At 63.5% G+C, this 15,417-nt stretch carries 12 protein-coding genes and 2 tRNA genes; 1 reads left to right on the top strand and 13 read right to left on the bottom strand.

Annotated features, from left to right (window positions below; genetic code table 11):
• Nucleotide 1: 1 nt before the first annotated feature.
• From nusA to rlmE, 10 genes are all read right to left on the bottom strand, one after another.
• On the bottom strand, nt 2-1,495 hold the full coding sequence (gene nusA / locus ACUN9Y_RS04205) for a transcription termination factor NusA (RefSeq protein WP_445459425.1): 1,494 nt from the start codon (nt 1,493-1,495) through the stop codon (nt 2-4).
• Between the two features lie 40 nt (nt 1,496-1,535).
• On the bottom strand, nt 1,536-1,997 hold the full coding sequence (rimP, locus tag ACUN9Y_RS04200) for a ribosome maturation factor RimP (RefSeq protein ID WP_445459424.1): 462 nt from the start codon (nt 1,995-1,997) through the stop codon (nt 1,536-1,538).
• A 209-nt stretch (nt 1,998-2,206) separates the two neighbouring features.
• Nucleotides 2,207-2,283, bottom strand: a tRNA-Met gene (locus ACUN9Y_RS04195).
• A gap of 111 nt (nt 2,284-2,394) precedes the next feature.
• Nucleotides 2,395-2,481, bottom strand: a tRNA-Leu gene (locus ACUN9Y_RS04190).
• A gap of 23 nt (nt 2,482-2,504) precedes the next feature.
• Nucleotides 2,505-2,867: a preprotein translocase subunit SecG gene (gene secG / locus ACUN9Y_RS04185; RefSeq protein WP_445459423.1), complete on the bottom strand. Its 363-nt coding sequence runs from the start codon at nt 2,865-2,867 to the stop codon at nt 2,505-2,507.
• Nucleotides 2,868-2,871: 4 nt separating this feature from the next.
• Nucleotides 2,872-3,618 (bottom strand): triose-phosphate isomerase, encoded by a 747-nt coding sequence (tpiA, locus tag ACUN9Y_RS04180; RefSeq protein WP_445459422.1) that lies wholly within the window; start codon nt 3,616-3,618, stop codon nt 2,872-2,874.
• A 188-nt stretch (nt 3,619-3,806) separates the two neighbouring features.
• Entirely contained in the window at nt 3,807-5,156 is a 1,350-nt protein-coding gene (glmM, locus tag ACUN9Y_RS04175; protein WP_445459421.1) for a phosphoglucosamine mutase, read from the bottom strand.
• On the bottom strand, nt 5,149-6,012 hold the full coding sequence (gene folP, locus ACUN9Y_RS04170; protein WP_445459420.1) for a dihydropteroate synthase: 864 nt from the start codon (nt 6,010-6,012) through the stop codon (nt 5,149-5,151). Before folP ends, glmM begins: the two co-directional genes overlap by 8 nt.
• 146 nt (nt 6,013-6,158) lie before the next feature.
• Complete coding sequence (gene ftsH, locus ACUN9Y_RS04165) at nt 6,159-8,174, bottom strand: ATP-dependent zinc metalloprotease FtsH (RefSeq protein WP_445459419.1); 2,016 nt, start codon at nt 8,172-8,174, stop codon at nt 6,159-6,161.
• A 310-nt stretch (nt 8,175-8,484) separates the two neighbouring features.
• A complete protein-coding gene (rlmE, locus tag ACUN9Y_RS04160; protein WP_445459418.1) occupies nt 8,485-9,189 on the bottom strand; it encodes a 23S rRNA (uridine(2552)-2'-O)-methyltransferase RlmE in 705 nt (234 codons plus the stop codon).
• A gap of 363 nt (nt 9,190-9,552) precedes the next feature.
• Here rlmE and yhbY point away from each other — a divergent pair, with 363 nt between their 5' ends.
• On the top strand, nt 9,553-9,879 hold the full coding sequence (gene yhbY, locus ACUN9Y_RS04155) for a ribosome assembly RNA-binding protein YhbY (RefSeq protein WP_445459417.1): 327 nt from the start codon (nt 9,553-9,555) through the stop codon (nt 9,877-9,879).
• A gap of 382 nt (nt 9,880-10,261) precedes the next feature.
• On the opposite strand, the gene greA is transcribed toward yhbY, so the two are convergent.
• The 3 genes from greA to carA are packed head-to-tail and all read right to left on the bottom strand — an operon-like array spanning nt 10,262 to nt 15,166.
• Nucleotides 10,262-10,738, bottom strand: a complete 477-nt coding sequence (greA, locus tag ACUN9Y_RS04150; protein WP_445459416.1) for a transcription elongation factor GreA — start codon at nt 10,736-10,738, stop codon at nt 10,262-10,264.
• A complete protein-coding gene (gene carB / locus ACUN9Y_RS04145; protein WP_445459415.1) occupies nt 10,735-13,965 on the bottom strand; it encodes a carbamoyl-phosphate synthase large subunit in 3,231 nt (1,076 codons plus the stop codon). Before carB ends, greA begins: the two co-directional genes overlap by 4 nt.
• A gap of 55 nt (nt 13,966-14,020) precedes the next feature.
• Entirely contained in the window at nt 14,021-15,166 is a 1,146-nt protein-coding gene (gene carA / locus ACUN9Y_RS04140; protein ID WP_445459414.1) for a glutamine-hydrolyzing carbamoyl-phosphate synthase small subunit, read from the bottom strand.
• Nucleotides 15,167-15,417 lie beyond the last annotated feature (251 nt).

Here is a 15,417-nt window from a genome sequence, read left to right as displayed (position 1 = left end):
ATTACTGTTCGCTCTCGAACCATGGCGCACGGGCAGTCATGATCAGTGCCGCGGCGCGCTCTTCGTCCAGCTCCTCGATGTCCATCAGGTCATCGACGGACTGCTCTGCGAGGTCCTCCATGGTCTTGATGCCCCGGCTGGCCAGGATGAAGGCCAGATGGCGTTCCATACCGTCCATTTCCAGCAGATCATCTGCCGGCTGGGCACCATCCAGTTGTTCCTCGGAAGCGATGGCCAGGTTCAAGAGCTCGTCTTTGGCGCGAGCGCGAAGTTCCTCGATGAGGTCCTCGTCGAACTCTTCGATTTCCAGCATTTCCTCGACCGGTACGTAGGCCACTTCTTCCAACGAAGTGAACCCTTCCTCGACCAACAGGCGCGCGACATCATCATCGATGTCCAGATGCTGGACGAAGTGTTCGACCAGGCTGTCGATCTCCTGGTCACGCTTGGCCTCGGCGTCCTCTTCGGTCATGACGTTGAGACGCCAGCCGGTGAGTTCGGAGGCCAGGCGTACGTTCTGGCCGCTGCGGCCGATGGCCTGAGCCAGATTGTCCTCGGCGACGGCCACATCCATGGCGTGGGCATCTTCATCCACCAGGATCGAGCCTACGTCGGCCGGGGCCATGGCGTTGATGACGAGCTGGGCGGGATTGTCATCCCACAGCACGATATCGACGCGCTCGTTCTGCAATTCGGAGGACACGGCCTGGACGCGCGAGCCGCGCATGCCCACACAAGCACCCACCGGATCGATGCGGCGATCATTGGTCTTGACCGCGATCTTGGCCCGCGAGCCCGGATCGCGGGCAGCGCCCTTGATCTCGATCAGCTGCTCGGCGATCTCGGGGACCTCGATCTTGAACAGTTCGATGATCATCTGCGGATTGGTCCGCGACAGGATCAACTGGGCACCACGTGCCTCGGCGTCGACCTTGACCAGCAACGCGCGCACACGCTCGTTCATGCGATAGCGCTCACCGGAAATCATTTCGCTACGCGGCAGGAACGCCTCGGCGTTGTCGCCAAGGTCGATGATCAGGCCGTCGCGTGTCGTTTTCTTGACGATGCCGGCCACCAGCTCGCCTTCACGCTCGGCGTACAAGCGCACGACCTCGGCCCGCTCGGCCTCGCGCACCTTCTGCACGATGACCTGCTTGGCCGTCTGGGCGGCGATACGCCCGAACGAGGCGTTCTCGATCTTCTCTTCGACGACATCACCGAGGCCCAGGGGCGGATCGCGACGTTCGGCGAAGGTCAGCTTGATCTGCGCATCGGGACCATCGAAATCATCGTCTTCGATGACTTCCCAGCGACGAAACGTCTCGTACTCGCCGGTGACCCGGTCGATGTGCACTCGCACGCTGGCCTCTTCGTCCTCGAAACGCTTGCGCGAGGCACTGGCCAGCGCCGCTTCGACGGCTTCGAAGATGACATCCCGGGGGACACCCTTTTCGTTGGAGATCGCGTCAACGACCGCCAGAATCTCTTTACTCATGCCTTAGCCTCGCCAGATAACCTGTCCTTGTTCGCCGACATCATGATCCAAATTGCGGGACCACCCGCGCCTGATCGATGCCTTCTATGGGAAAGCAGTACTCCTCGCCATCGAGTTGCAACAACACCTCGTCACCCTCGACACCGGCCAGCAGGCCCTCGAACTTGCGCCGACCATCGAAGGGCGCGCGCAATTTGATATTGACTCGGTGTCCGACATAAAGGGCGAACTGCTCGAGAGTAAACAGCGGACGGTCCATTCCAGGGGACGACACTTCGAGACGATACTCGCCGGCGATGGGGTCTTCGACATCCATCACCGCGCTGACCTGCCGACTGACGTCGGCGCAATCATCGACGTTGATACCGTTCTCGTGATCGATGTAGATCACCAGACGTGAATGTTTTCCCTGGGACAGATGATCGATACCCCAAAGCTCGAACCCCATGGCCGTTACCACTGGTTCGATCAGCGCGTGAAGCGCGGCATCCTTGATGGCCACGAATGAAAGCTCCTACAGCCGTTGCATCAGCACCTGGCCGGGAGTGAACAGGAAAGACAGGTGGCTGATTGGCGTTGCGCGCTGCCGACTATTGCCGACGAGCTGCTAACAAAAAGCCCCTTCACAGGAAGGGGCTTTTACAAGAAACCTGTAACCATCTCGACAGCTTCGGCATGCCCCTGAGGATACCTGCATGCCTGTCGAAAAGATGGTAGCGGGGACCGGATTTGAACCGATGACCTTCGGGTTATGAGCCCGACGAGCTACCAGACTGCTCCACCCCGCATCAACTTAGGCCGGTGAGTATATGCCTGCTTGACTGCTGCGTCAAGCTTTTCACCGTACTGCCAACCCTGCGCGAATCGCTGTGACCGTCTGGCTGGTCAAGCATATTCGATGGTGCCGAAGGCGGGACTTGAACCCGCACGACCATAAGGTCACTACCCCCTCAAGATAGCGTGTCTACCAATTCCACCACTTCGGCAAGGGGAGGCTGGATACGCGACCTTAGTCGCTGCTTTCCTCCAGCACTGGCGCTGCATTATCCACACCACTTGAACCTTCGTCAAGCGTTGGCGCGGAATTCTGCTGCTCAATCACCTCGGCGTCGGGAATACCGACTTCCGGCGCGGCTTCACCGGCCTGAGAGGCAAAATAGGCCAGGGTCAGGGAGGTAGCGAAGAAACCTGCCGCCAGCACCGCCGTGGCCCGAGACAGAAAGTTGCCGCTGCCGCGGGAACCGAACACGGTCTGGGAGGCACCGCCACCGAAGGCGGCACCGGCTTCGGCGCCCTTGCCCTGCTGCAGCAGGATAAGGACCACCAGGGCGATGGCGATCGCCACGTGGATCATGAGAATGGCAACTTGCATGGATTCAACCTGCTGACTGACAAATGGCTAGGAAATCGTCGACCTTCAGCGATGCACCGCCGATCAGGCCGCCGTCGATATCGGGCTGGGCCAGCAATTGCGCCGCGTTGTCGGGCTTCATGCTGCCGCCGTAGAGAACTTTCATGGCCTCGCCCAGGCCTGCCGCGTAGCGGACCAGGCGAGCGCGGATGGCCGCATGCACCTGTTGCGCCTGTTCAGGGCTTGCCGTGCGTCCGGTGCCGATGGCCCACACCGGCTCGTAAGCCAGCACCAGGCGCTCACGATCGCTCGGTGCCAGGGCATCGAGAACCGCCTCGAGCTGCCCCAGCACCACCGCCTCCGTGCGCTCCGCGTCGCGCTCTTCCAGCGTTTCGCCAAGACACAGCACCGGCGTCAGGCCGACGTCGAGCGCCGCCTTGACGCGAGCCAGCACGGCCGCGTCGTCTTCGCCGAACAGCGTGCGGCGCTCGGAATGCCCCACCAGCACCATGCCCACATCCAGGTCTTTCAGCATGGCCCCACCGACGTCGCCGGTGAACGCACCCGCGCCTTGGTCGCTGAGCGTCTGAGCCCCCACGACCACGTCCTGTGGGAACCGCGCGCGGGCCGCCGCGAGGTAGGGAAAGGGCACCATCAGAGCCACGTCGACTCCGCGGGGCAACTCGGCGCCGCGAAGTACCTCGCCGAAGGTTTCGACCAGGCTCGAGGAGCCGTTCATCTTCCAGTTGCCGGCGATCAGTGGTGCGCGCATGGGACATCCTCTTTCAAGGTGGGCCGAAATGGTATAGGAGCGGCCCTGTCAAGACAACAAGACCGACCGCAAACAGCGACTCATGACCGCCACGGCAACCGTCAACGAGCCACCGTCACCGCGTGCAGGACTCATCCATACGCGCCGTGGGCGGCGGCATCACATCGCGTGGCGTACCCGAGGCCGCCTCAGTTCAACAGTGCGCGAACGTCATCGGCCAGTCGACGCGCCAGGCCTTCGACATCGAGATGGGCCCGGCCTTCGACCATGACTCGGATCAATGGCTCGGTGCCGGATGGACGCAGCAGGACACGACCCGCGTCACCAAGCTCGGCCTCGACGGCCGCCACTGCCTCCTTGAGACGCTCATCGCCCATCACCTGCTTGGCATCGACGCCGGGCGCCAGGCGCACATTGATCAGCGACTGGGGCGCCTTGTCGAAGCCATGCAGCAGGCGCGACAGCGGCTTGTCTTCACGCACCATGTAAGACAGCACCTGCAGCGCCGAGACGATACCGTCGCCGGTCGTCTGGATATGGCCGCAGACGATATGCCCGGATGACTCGCCCCCCAGCTGCCAGTTGTTGGCCGCCAGCCGCTCCATCACATAGCGATCACCGACCTTGGCTCGCTCGAACGGCACCCCCATGCCCTCCAGGGCCGCGGCCAGGCCAAAGTTGCTCATCAGCGTGCCGACCACGCCGCCCTGCAACTCGCCACGCTCGAACCGGTCCTTGGCGATCAAGAACAGCATGTCGTCGCCATCGAGCTCGTGGCCGTCCGCATCCACCATCAGTACCCGGTCGCCATCGCCATCGAAGGCCACGCCCAGATCGGCGCCCTGCTGGATGACCGCGGCGCGCAGCGCCGCCGGATGGGTCGAGCCGACCTGGTGATTGATGTTCATGCCGTCGGGACTGGCGCCGATCAGGCTGACCTTGGCGCCGAGCTCTTTGAACACGCTCGGGGCGATGTGATAGGTCGCGCCATGGGCACAGTCGAGGACGATACGCAGGCCATGCAAGCTGACCCGGTCCGGGACGGTGGACTTGCAGAATTCGATATAGCGCCCCGAGGCGTCATCGACCCGCGTCGCCTTGCCGAGCTCGTCGGGGGCCACCGTGGTCAGGGTCTCCTCCAGGGCCGCCTCGATGCGTTCCTCGACGGCGTCGTCGAGCTTGGTGCCTTCGGCAGAGAAGAACTTGATGCCGTTATCCTGGAACGCATTGTGCGATGCCGAGATGACGATGCCGGCATCGGCGCGAAAGGTACGCGTCAGATAGGCGATCCCCGGGGTCGGCATCGGCCCCAGCAGCATGACATCGACCCCCGCCGCGGACAGCCCCGCCTCGAGCGCCGACTCGAACATGTAGCCGGAAATGCGCGTGTCCTTGCCGATCAGCACGCGAGGACGCTGGCGACGCGGCTCCAGCACCCGACCGGTGGCCCAACCGAGCTTGAGCATGAAATCCGGCGTGATCGGCGCCTGGCCGACCGTGCCACGAATACCGTCGGTGCCGAAATAGCGTCTACCCATGGGATTCACCCTCCTCGAGTACAGCCCAAGTCATGTTCACCGCGTCCACGTGGGGCCCTACATCATGAACGCGCAGTATCCGTGCACCGCGCTCTACCGCTAGCGCCGACAGCGCCAGACCACCCGCCAGGCGCTCCTCGACCGGACGGTCCAGCACCTTGCCGATCATGCTCTTGCGCGACATGCCGACCAGCAAGGGCAGGCCCAGCTCATTGAGCCGATCCATGCGGTGAAGCAGGCGTAGATTGTGCTCGACGGTCTTGGCAAAGCCAAATCCCGGGTCGAGCAACAGCCGCTCACGCTTGAGACCCGCGGCCTCACAGGCGGCCACTCGCTGGGCGAGAAAACTCGCCACCTCGTCCTCCACCGCGCCCGCGTAGTGCGGTGCTTGCTGCATATTGCCGGGTTCGCCGAGCATATGCATCAGGCATACCGGAAGGCCGGAAGACGCCGCGGCCGACATCGCCCCTTCTCGGCGCAGGTTACGCACGTCATTGATCATGCCCGCACCCACCCGAGCGCACTCGCGCATGACCTCAGGCGTGGACGTGTCCACCGAGACCAGGGCGTCGAGCTCACGCACCAGCGCCTCGACCACCGGCATCACGCGATCGAGTTCCTGCTGGACGCTGATCACCTCGGCTCCGGGGCGCGTCGACTCGCCGCCGACATCGATGATCGCGGCCCCCTCGGCGAGCATCTGTTCGGCTCGTTCCAGGGCATCATCCACTGCCACATGGCGGCCCCCATCGGAGAAGGAGTCCGGGGTGACGTTGAGAATGCCCATGATGCGCGGAAAGGAAAGGTCGAGCCGGTGGCGGCCACAGGCGAGTAGTGAGGGAGTTCGGGAATCCATCGTGAGAGGGGTCCTGCTGTCGGTGTACGGCAAACAACCGGCGTGACTGTCACGCAGCACGGCGGCAGCACTGGGTTGCCAGCGCCACGGCGAAGGCGCCCCGCAGGGCGCCTTGAGAGAGGGCTATAAAGGCGCGACGAGCACGCCTAGCTGCCGGCTGGCCCCCCGAGGGGGTCGGAAGGACGCCGCGGCGGCGTGTCATCGTCCTCTTCGCCATCGCCATCATCGCCCTGGCTCCCGCCGCCCTGGCTCTCGGTATCCGAGCCTTCGGCTTCGGGCGCCTTGGCGGGCTCTCCGGTGATCGGCGAACCACCGCCGGAGTCGCTGTCGTCCCAATCCTTGGGCGGACGCGGCGCCCGGCCTTCCATGATGTCGCGGAGCTGGTCGGCATCGATGGTCTCGAACTGCATCAGGGCATCGGCCATGGCATCGAGCTTGTCACGGTTGTCTTCGAGGATCTGCTCGGCCTGGCGGTAGCAGCCATCGATGATCTTGCGCACTTCCTTGTCCAGGCGGGTGGTGGTCTCGCCGGACTTGAGCTTGCCGCCACTCTGCCCCGGACCGCCGAGGAACTGATGGGACTCGTCCTCGTCGTACATGATCGGCCCCATCTCCTCGGACAGGCCCCACTTGGCCACCATGTTGTGGGCAAGCTCGGTGGCGCGCTTGATGTCGTTGGAGGCACCCGTGGTGACGCCGTTCGGCCCCAGGGTCATTTCCTCGGCGATACGCCCACCGAACAGTGAACAGATCTGACTGATGATCTGCTGACGCGACAGGCTGTAGCGGTCCTGTTCCGGCAGGAACATGGTCACGCCGAGGGCTCGGCCGCGCGGGATAATGGTGACCTTATAGACCGGGTCATGCTCCGGGATCACCAGGCCGATGATCGCGTGACCAGACTCGTGATAGGCGGTGTTGAGCTTTTCCTTCTCGGTCATGACCATGGAACGACGCTCCGCGCCCATCATGATCTTGTCCTTGGCGAGCTCCAGCTCTTCCATGCCCACCAGGCGCTTGTTGCGGCGCGCGGCGAACAGGGCCCCTTCATTGACCAGGTTGGCCAGGTCGGCACCAGAGAAGCCCGGGGTACCGCGAGCGATCAGCGACGGCTTGACGTCGTCGGCCAACGGCACCTTGCGCAGGTGCACATTGAGGATATGCTCGCGCCCACGAATATCGGGCAGCGGCACCACCACCTGGCGGTCGAAGCGGCCCGGACGCAGCAGCGCCGGATCGAGAACGTCGGGACGGTTGGTGGCGGCGATGACGATGATGCCTTCATTGGCCTCGAAGCCATCCATCTCGACCAGCAGCTGGTTGAGGGTCTGCTCGCGCTCGTCGTTGCCGCCGCCCATGCCGGCGCCGCGCGAGCGGCCCACGGCATCGATCTCGTCGATGAAGATGATGCAGGGCGCCTGCTTCTTGGCCTGCTCGAACATGTCGCGCACACGCGAAGCACCGACACCGACGAACATCTCGACGAAGTCGGAGCCCGAGATGGAGAAGAACGGCACCTTCGCTTCGCCGGCGATGGACTTGGCCAGCAGCGTCTTGCCGGTCCCCGGCGGGCCGACCATCAGCACGCCACGCGGGATGGTCCCGCCGAGGCGCTGGAACTTGGTCGGGTCGCGCAGGAAGTCGACCAGTTCCTCGACTTCCTCCTTGGCCTCGTCACAGCCGGCGACATCGGCGAAGGTGGTCTTGATCTGGTCCTGGGACAGCAGCTTGGCCTTGGACTTGCCGAAGCTCATCGGCCCGCCCTTGCCGGCGCCCCCACCCTGCATCTGACGCATGAAGAACATGAAGATAGCGAGAATCAGCAGAATCGGGAAACTCGCGATCAGCAGGCGCGTCCACAGACTCTGCTGTTCCGGCTTCTTGCCGACCACGGTGACATTGTTAGCCAACAGGTCGTCCATCAGCTTCGGATCCTCCGCCGAGGGGCGGATGGTCTGGAAACTGGAGCCGTCGGAACGCTCGCCGGTGATGGTGGGCCCATCGATGGTGACCGTACGCACCTGCTCGTTCTGCACCTGCTGGACGAACTGCGAGTAGTTCATCGTGTTCGGTGCGTTTTCGACACTGAAGTTGTTGAACACCGTCAGCAACACCGCCGCGATGACCAACCACAGAATCAGGTTCTTCGCCATATCGTTCAAGGGACTACCCTCAATTGCAGAAATCTGTCGGCCCTGGGCGTGATGCGGGGTTCGACACTACTTAACGTTTGACACTACATGAGCCTGGCATGTTGAGCCAGCCTTTAAAGGCACCCGGAAGCCACCTTCTCAGGCGTCGATCCAGGGGCCCGATAGCGCCACTGTGTCACACTCCGGCCGTTGTGTCCGGGCATTGATCTGGTAGGCGCCGGCTATCGACGCTGCACCTCACCAATTCCGGGGGCCCTGGCCACGGCCAAGCGAATGGCGCTGGCCATGGATGCCGCCGGGGCGCCTGCGAACAGACGCCTCAGCCGCGAAAACCTTCCGCCAGCAAGTACACCTCCCGAGAACGCGCTCGGGAGGCCCCTGGCTTACGCGTCACGACGCGCTTGAAGCTGCCACGCAGCTCCTTCAAGTACGGGTCGAAGCCTTCTCCCTGGAACACCTTGGCCAGGAAGGTGCCGCCGGGAGCCAGCGTCTGACGGGCGAGATCCAGCGCGAGTTCCACCAGATACATCGCCTGGGGCTGGTCGATCGCCGCCATCCCACTCATATTGGGGGCCATGTCCGACATCACAAGGTCCACCGGGCGATTTCCAAGCATCGCGAGAATCTCGTCGAGCACACTCTCTTCGGTAAAATCCCCCTGAATGAAGTCGACTCCGGCCAGGGCATCCATCTCGAGGATGTCCGAGGCGATGACCACGCCGCCGTCACCGACGCGCTCGGCGGCGATCTGGCTCCAGCCACCGGGGGCCGCACCGAGATCGATCACGGTGCTGCCCGGTCGCAACAGGCGGTCCTTGTCGTCCAACTCGATCAGCTTGTAGCTCGCCCGGGAGCGATAGCCATCCTGCCAACTCTGCTGCACATAGCGATCGTCGAAATGCTCCTTTAGCCAGCTGGCGCTGGTCTTGCTGGCACCGGCCTTGCCTGAAGCGGACTTGTTCGAGCCGGACTTGCTGGATCCGGGCTTGCCACCGGATGAGGAAGAGGAGCGTGAAGAGGCCACAAAATCACCTGAAAAAAACGTAACGAAAGGCAGGCAGTCTCGCCATGGCGCTCGGCCAAGGATCGCCGATCGAGGGGCCACCCGGACCGCTGATGCTTCGCTGGAACCAGCCGCATGCTAAGCGGGGTGGGGGGTGCGACGCGCAGCGCGACCAGAATCGCGCCTGTCGATGACTCCCGGGATCATGGCTGGCGATGGCGCCAGTCGATACTGTCTAGCGATGGCCTTGGTCGACGACAATCGCCAATAGCTTACGCGAAACCCGCAGGACGATAACGCCAACCAGGACGACAGCGCTTTCACCATGGCGGGAATCCCCGTACCATGTGCAGTTGCGCGCCAACCGGGAAGAAGCAAGATACCATGAGCTTGTCACAGGCACAAAAGAAAGCATATCGCAGCATCGGTCACCATCTGGACCCGGTGGTTACCGCCTCCGAGAACGGCATCTCCGAGGGGCTGCTGGCGGAACTCGAGCGAGCCCTCAACGACCACGAGCTGATCAAGATCAAGCTGGCCGTGGCCGAGCGTGAAGATCGCACGGCGGTCCTCGATGAACTGGCCAGTGCCAGCGGCGCCGAGGTGATCCAGAAAATCGGCAAGGTCGCCCTGCTCTACCGGGCCAACCCCAAGGCCAACCCCAAGCTGTCCAACATCACCCGCTTCGAGAACCATCACGGACGGCGCTGAACAAGACTTGGGCCAGAAGCGCTTGTACATGCCTTGAGAAGGGCTTGAGCTTGCGTCGAGAAGGACGTTTAGAGAGTCGCCTTCCGCAGGCGACGGCCAGCGCCCCGGCATCGACGAGCCCCAAGCCGCAGACCGAGCCACGACAAGAAGTCACGAAAGTCACAACAAGAACGCCCTCGTAGCAATGCTGCGAGGGCGTTCTTGTTTTCGCATCACGGATGACTGGACGCCATGGCGTGCAAGCCTGCCAACCGTCAGGCCAGCCGCACCTTCGCATGCGGCCAGCAAACGCAACAGACCCCCGCCGGCCGGCGGGGGTCTGTTGCGTGCAGCTCGTTGTCGCCACGCAAAGCGCCAACCATCGGGCGCTTCACGCTTGCACTCAAAGGTGCTCGACCCCGGAGATCTCGTACTCGACCTCGCCGCCGGGCGTGCGCACCAGCACCACTTCACCCTCTTCCTTGCCGATCAGGGCGCGGGCGATGGGCGAGGTGACCGAGATCCGACGATGCTTGATGTCGGCCTCGTCTTCACCCACGATGCGGTACGTCACCTCTTCGTCGGTGTCGAGGTTCAGAAGCTCCACCGTCACGCCGAAGATCACCTTGCCGGTCTTGGGCAGCTTGGTGACGTCGATGACCTGGGCATTGGACAGCTTGCCTTCGATCTCCTGAATGCGCCCCTCGATGAAGCCCTGCTCCTCGCGAGCCGCATGGTACTCGGCATTTTCCTTCAGGTCGCCGTGCTCACGCGCTTCGGCGATGGCGGCGATCACCCGCGGGCGAGACTCGCTCTTGAGCCCGTCGAGCTCCTTCCGCAGGCGTTGCTCACCGGCGACGGTCATCGGGACCTTATTCATGTATTCGCTCCTGCATGCAGTTCCTGTAACCGCCGCACGGTGATGGCATTGCCATACTCGAGCGCCAAGCAAACAGCACTGGCCCCTGCCAGCGTGGTGGCATAGGGAACCTTGCGAGCGAGTGCGGTGCGGCGGATCACCGAGGAATCGTTGATGGCCTGGCGGCCCTCGGTGGTATTGACGATATAGGCAATCTCGTCGTTCTTGATCGAATCGACGATATGCGGCCGGCCTTCGTAAACCTTGTTCACGACCTCGACAGGCAGTCCGGCCTGGTCGAGGGCCGCCGCCGTGCCTTGCGTCGCGCACAGTGTGAAGCCCAATGTTACCAGAGAACGCGCCACTTCGATAACACCCGCCTTGTCGGGCTCGCGCACCGACAGAAACGCCTTGCGCTCCCCGGTCAGCGGCGGAATCGCCTCGCTGGCGCCGAGCTGCGCCTTGTAGAAGGCTTCGGCGAAGGTATCGCCGGAGCCCATCACCTCACCGGTGGACTTCATTTCCGGCGACAGGATCGGGTCGACACCGGGGAACTTGTTGAACGGGAACACCGCCTCCTTGACGCTATGGAAGTGCGGCACGATCTCGCGCTCGAAGCCCTGCTCCTTGAGGGTGACACCGGCCATGCAGCGCGCCGCCACCTGAGCCAGCGAGGTGCCGATGCATTTGGACACGAAGGGCACCGTCCGCGAGGCGCGCGGATTGACCTCGATGACATAGATCTCGCCGTCCTGCCAGGCCAGCTGCACGTTCATCAGGCCCTTGACGCCCAGCTCCACCGCCATCCGCTTAACCTGATCGCGCATCTCGTCCTGAACATCGGCCGGCAGTGAGTATGGCGGCAGGGCGCAGGCCGAATCACCGGAGTGCACCCCCGCCTGCTCGATATGCTGCATGATGCCGCCGATCACCACCTGCTCGCCGTCGGACACGGCATCGATGTCGATCTCGATGGCGGCGTTGAGGAAGTGATCCAGCAGCACCGGTGAATCGTTGGAGACCTTGACCGCATGGGTCATGTAGTTCTCGAGCTCGGAGGCGTCATAGACGATCTCCATGGCGCGACCGCCGAGCACATAGCTCGGACGCACCACCAGCGGATAGCCGATGACCTCGGCCTTGGCGAAGGCCTCACCGAAGCTGCGCGCGGTCGCGTTGGGCGGCTGCTTGAGCCCCAGCTTGTCGATCATCTGCTGAAAGCGCTCGCGATCTTCGGCCCGGTCGATGGCATCCGGCGTGGTGCCGATGATCGGCACCCCAGCGGCCTCGAGCTCCCGGGCGAGCTTCAGCGGGGTCTGGCCGCCGAACTGCACGATCACGCCGACAGGCTTCTCCTTGTCGGCGATCTCGAGCACGTCCTCGAGGGTCACCGGCTCGAAGTACAGCCGATCGGAGGTGTCGTAGTCGGTGGACACGGTCTCTGGATTGCAGTTGACCATGATGGTCTCGTAGCCATCGTCGCGCATGGCGAAAGCGGCGTGGACGCAGCAGTAGTCGAACTCGATGCCCTGGCCGATACGGTTCGGGCCGCCCCCCAGCACCATGATCTTGTTACGATCGGACACCTCGGCCTCGCACTCCTCCTCGTAGGTGGAATACATGTAGGCGGTGTCGGAGGCGAACTCGGCGGCGCAGGTGTCGACGCGCTTGTACACCGGGCGAATACCGACGGCCTGGCGCGCCTTGCGGAAGGCCTTCTCCGAGACGCCGAGCAACGTGGCCAGGCGAGCGTCGGCGAAGCCCTTGCGCTTGAGACGATACAGCGCCTTGGCGTCGAAATCGGCAAGCGACCGCTCGGCGACCCAGGCCTCAGTCTTGATCAAGTCTTCAAGCTGCACCAGGAACCAGGGGTCGACGTTGGTCAGGCCGAAGATCTCCTCGACGCTGAGCCCGGCACGCATGGCGTCGGCGATGTAGAAGATGCGCTCGGCGCCGGCGGCCTGCAGCTCACCCTTGATCGTCGCCATGTTCTCTTCATTGAAGTCGGTGACGATGGGGTCGAGGCCATCGTTGCCGGTCTCCATCCCGCGCAGGGCCTTCTGCAGCGACTCCTGGAAGGTCCGGCCGATGGCCATCACCTCGCCGACAGACTTCATCTGGGTAGTCAGACGATCGTTGGCCTGGGGGAACTTCTCGAAGGTGAAGCGCGGAATCTTGGTCACGACATAGTCGATCGACGGCTCGAAGGACGCTGGCGTACGACCGCCGGTGATGTCGTTCTGCAGCTCATCGAGGGTGTAACCCACGGCCAGCTTGGCGGCGATCTTGGCGATCGGGAAGCCGGTGGCCTTGGAGGCCAACGCCGAGGAGCGCGACACCCGCGGGTTCATCTCGATGACCACCATGCGTCCGGTCTCGGGATCGACCCCGAACTGGACGTTGGAGCCACCGGTCTCGACACCGATCTCACGCAGCACCGCAAGCGATGCGTCGCGCATGATCTGGTACTCCTTGTCGGTCAGCGTCTGGGCCGGCGCGACGGTGATGGAGTCACCGGTGTGGACCCCCATGGGGTCGAAATTCTCGATGGCACAGATGATGATGCAGTTGTCGTTCTTGTCGCGAACGACCTCCATCTCGTACTCCTTCCAGCCGAGTAGAGACTCGTCGATCAACAGCTCATGGGTCGGCGAGAGATCGAAGCCTCGATCGCAGATTTCCTTGAACTCTTCCTTGTTGTAGGCGACGCCGCCGCCGGAGCCGCCCATGGTGAAGGACGGGCGAATGATCGCGGGAAAGCCGAGCTCGGCCTGAATCTCCCAGGCCTCGTCCATGGAGTGGGCGACCTTGGCCTTGGGGCACTCCAGGCCGATATTCTTCATCGCCTTGTCGAAGCGATCGCGGTCCTCGGCCTTGTCGATGGTGTCGGCGTTGGCACCGATCATCTCCACGCCGTACTTCTCGAGCACGCCGTGACGATCCAGATCGAGGGCACAGTTAAGCGCCGTCTGGCCGCCCATGGTCGGCAACACCGCGTCGGGCCGCTCGACCTCGATGATCTTCTCCACCGTCTGCCAGGTAATCGGCTCGATGTAGGTGGCATCGGCCATCGCCGGGTCGGTCATGATGGTGGCCGGGTTGGAGTTCACCAGGATGACGCGAAAGCCCTCTTCACGCAGGGCCTTGCAGGCCTGGGCGCCGGAGTAGTCGAACTCACAGGCCTGACCGATGACGATGGGGCCGGCGCCGATGATGAGGATGCTTTTTAGGTCTGTACGCTTAGGCATGGTGCTTCCCGCAAGAAATTTGGACGATGAACCAGTAAGGGCGAGCCGGAGGGCGTCAGCGCCGGCGCTGCATCATGTCGATGAAGCGATCGAACAGCGGCGCCACATCACGCGGCCCTGGGCTCGCCTCCGGATGCCCCTGAAAGCTGAAGGCCGGGCGGTCGGTGCGCTCGATTCCCTGCAGGGTGCCGTCGAACAGCGAGCGATGAGTGGCTCGCAGGTTGTCTGGCAGGGTCGCCTCATCGGCGGCGAAGCCGTGGTTCTGACTGGTGATCATCACCTTGCCGGTATCGAGATCCTGAACCGGGTGATTGGCGCCGTGGTGGCCATGGCCCATCTTCAGCGTGCTCGCCCCACTGGCCAGCGCCAGCAACTGGTGGCCCAGGCAGATGCCGAACACCGGCGTATCGGTCTCGAGAATGGCCTTAATCGCCGCGATGGCGTAGTCGCAGGGCTCGGGGTCACCGGGGCCGTTGGACAGGAAGATGCCATCGGGATTCAGCGCCAGCACCTCGGCGGCGCTGGTCTGGGCCGGCACCACGGTCAAGCGGCAGCCGCGGCTCGTCAGCATCCGCAGGATGTTGAACTTGACGCCGTAGTCGTAGGCGACCACGTGGAAGGGCCGCTCCAGGCTTTCACCATCGGCATAGCCCTGCCCCAGCGTCCATTCGCCCTGGCTCCACTCATAGGTCTCGGTGCACGACACGACCTTGGCCAGGTCCATGCCCTTGAGCCCCGGGAAGGCGCGGGCCGCCTCGAGCGCGCGCGCCTCGGCGGCGTCGCCCTCGGCGTCGGCCCCGGCCAGGATGGCGCCGTTCTGGGCGCCCTTGTCGCGCAGGATGCGGGTCAGGCGACGGGTATCGATATCGGCGATGCCGACCACGTTCTGCCCGGCCAGGTACTCCGACAGGCTCTGGGTGGAGCGGAAGTTGCTGGCGACGAGGGGCAGGTCACGGATCACAAGGCCAGCGGCGGCGATGGTATCGGACTCGACGTCTTCGGGATTGATCCCGGTGTTGCCGATATGGGGATAGGTGAGGGTCACGATCTGTCGCGAGTAGGAGGGGTCGGTCAGGATTTCCTGATAGCCGGTCATGGCCGTATTGAACACCACCTCACCACTGGTCTGCCCATCGGCGCCAATGGCCGTCCCGTGGAATACGCTGCCATCTTCCAGGGCCAAAATCGCGGGTTTGTTCAACGTTACGTCCTCCCAAAACTCGTCAAGGTAACTGCGGACCAACTGCCTGCCAGAACCGCCCGCCCAGTCGGCACCGACCCGGCTCGCTGCGCATGATGGCGCAAGGAGCCGGGCCGTAAAAAAGCGGGACGAAGCCGGTGTTTGACCGGTTTCATCCCGCTTATTGTCATTCGCTCGGAATGCAGGGCCGGCGCCACCATCTCGCCTCTCTTGCCAATCTCGCTTGCCAAGAGCGCGCGCAAGACGGCATC

It is taken from the genome of Halomonas sp. V046, from assembly GCF_052645355.1.
The sequence above is the reverse complement of the archived record's forward strand: the minus strand, read 5'-3'. Positions and strand labels throughout refer to the sequence as shown.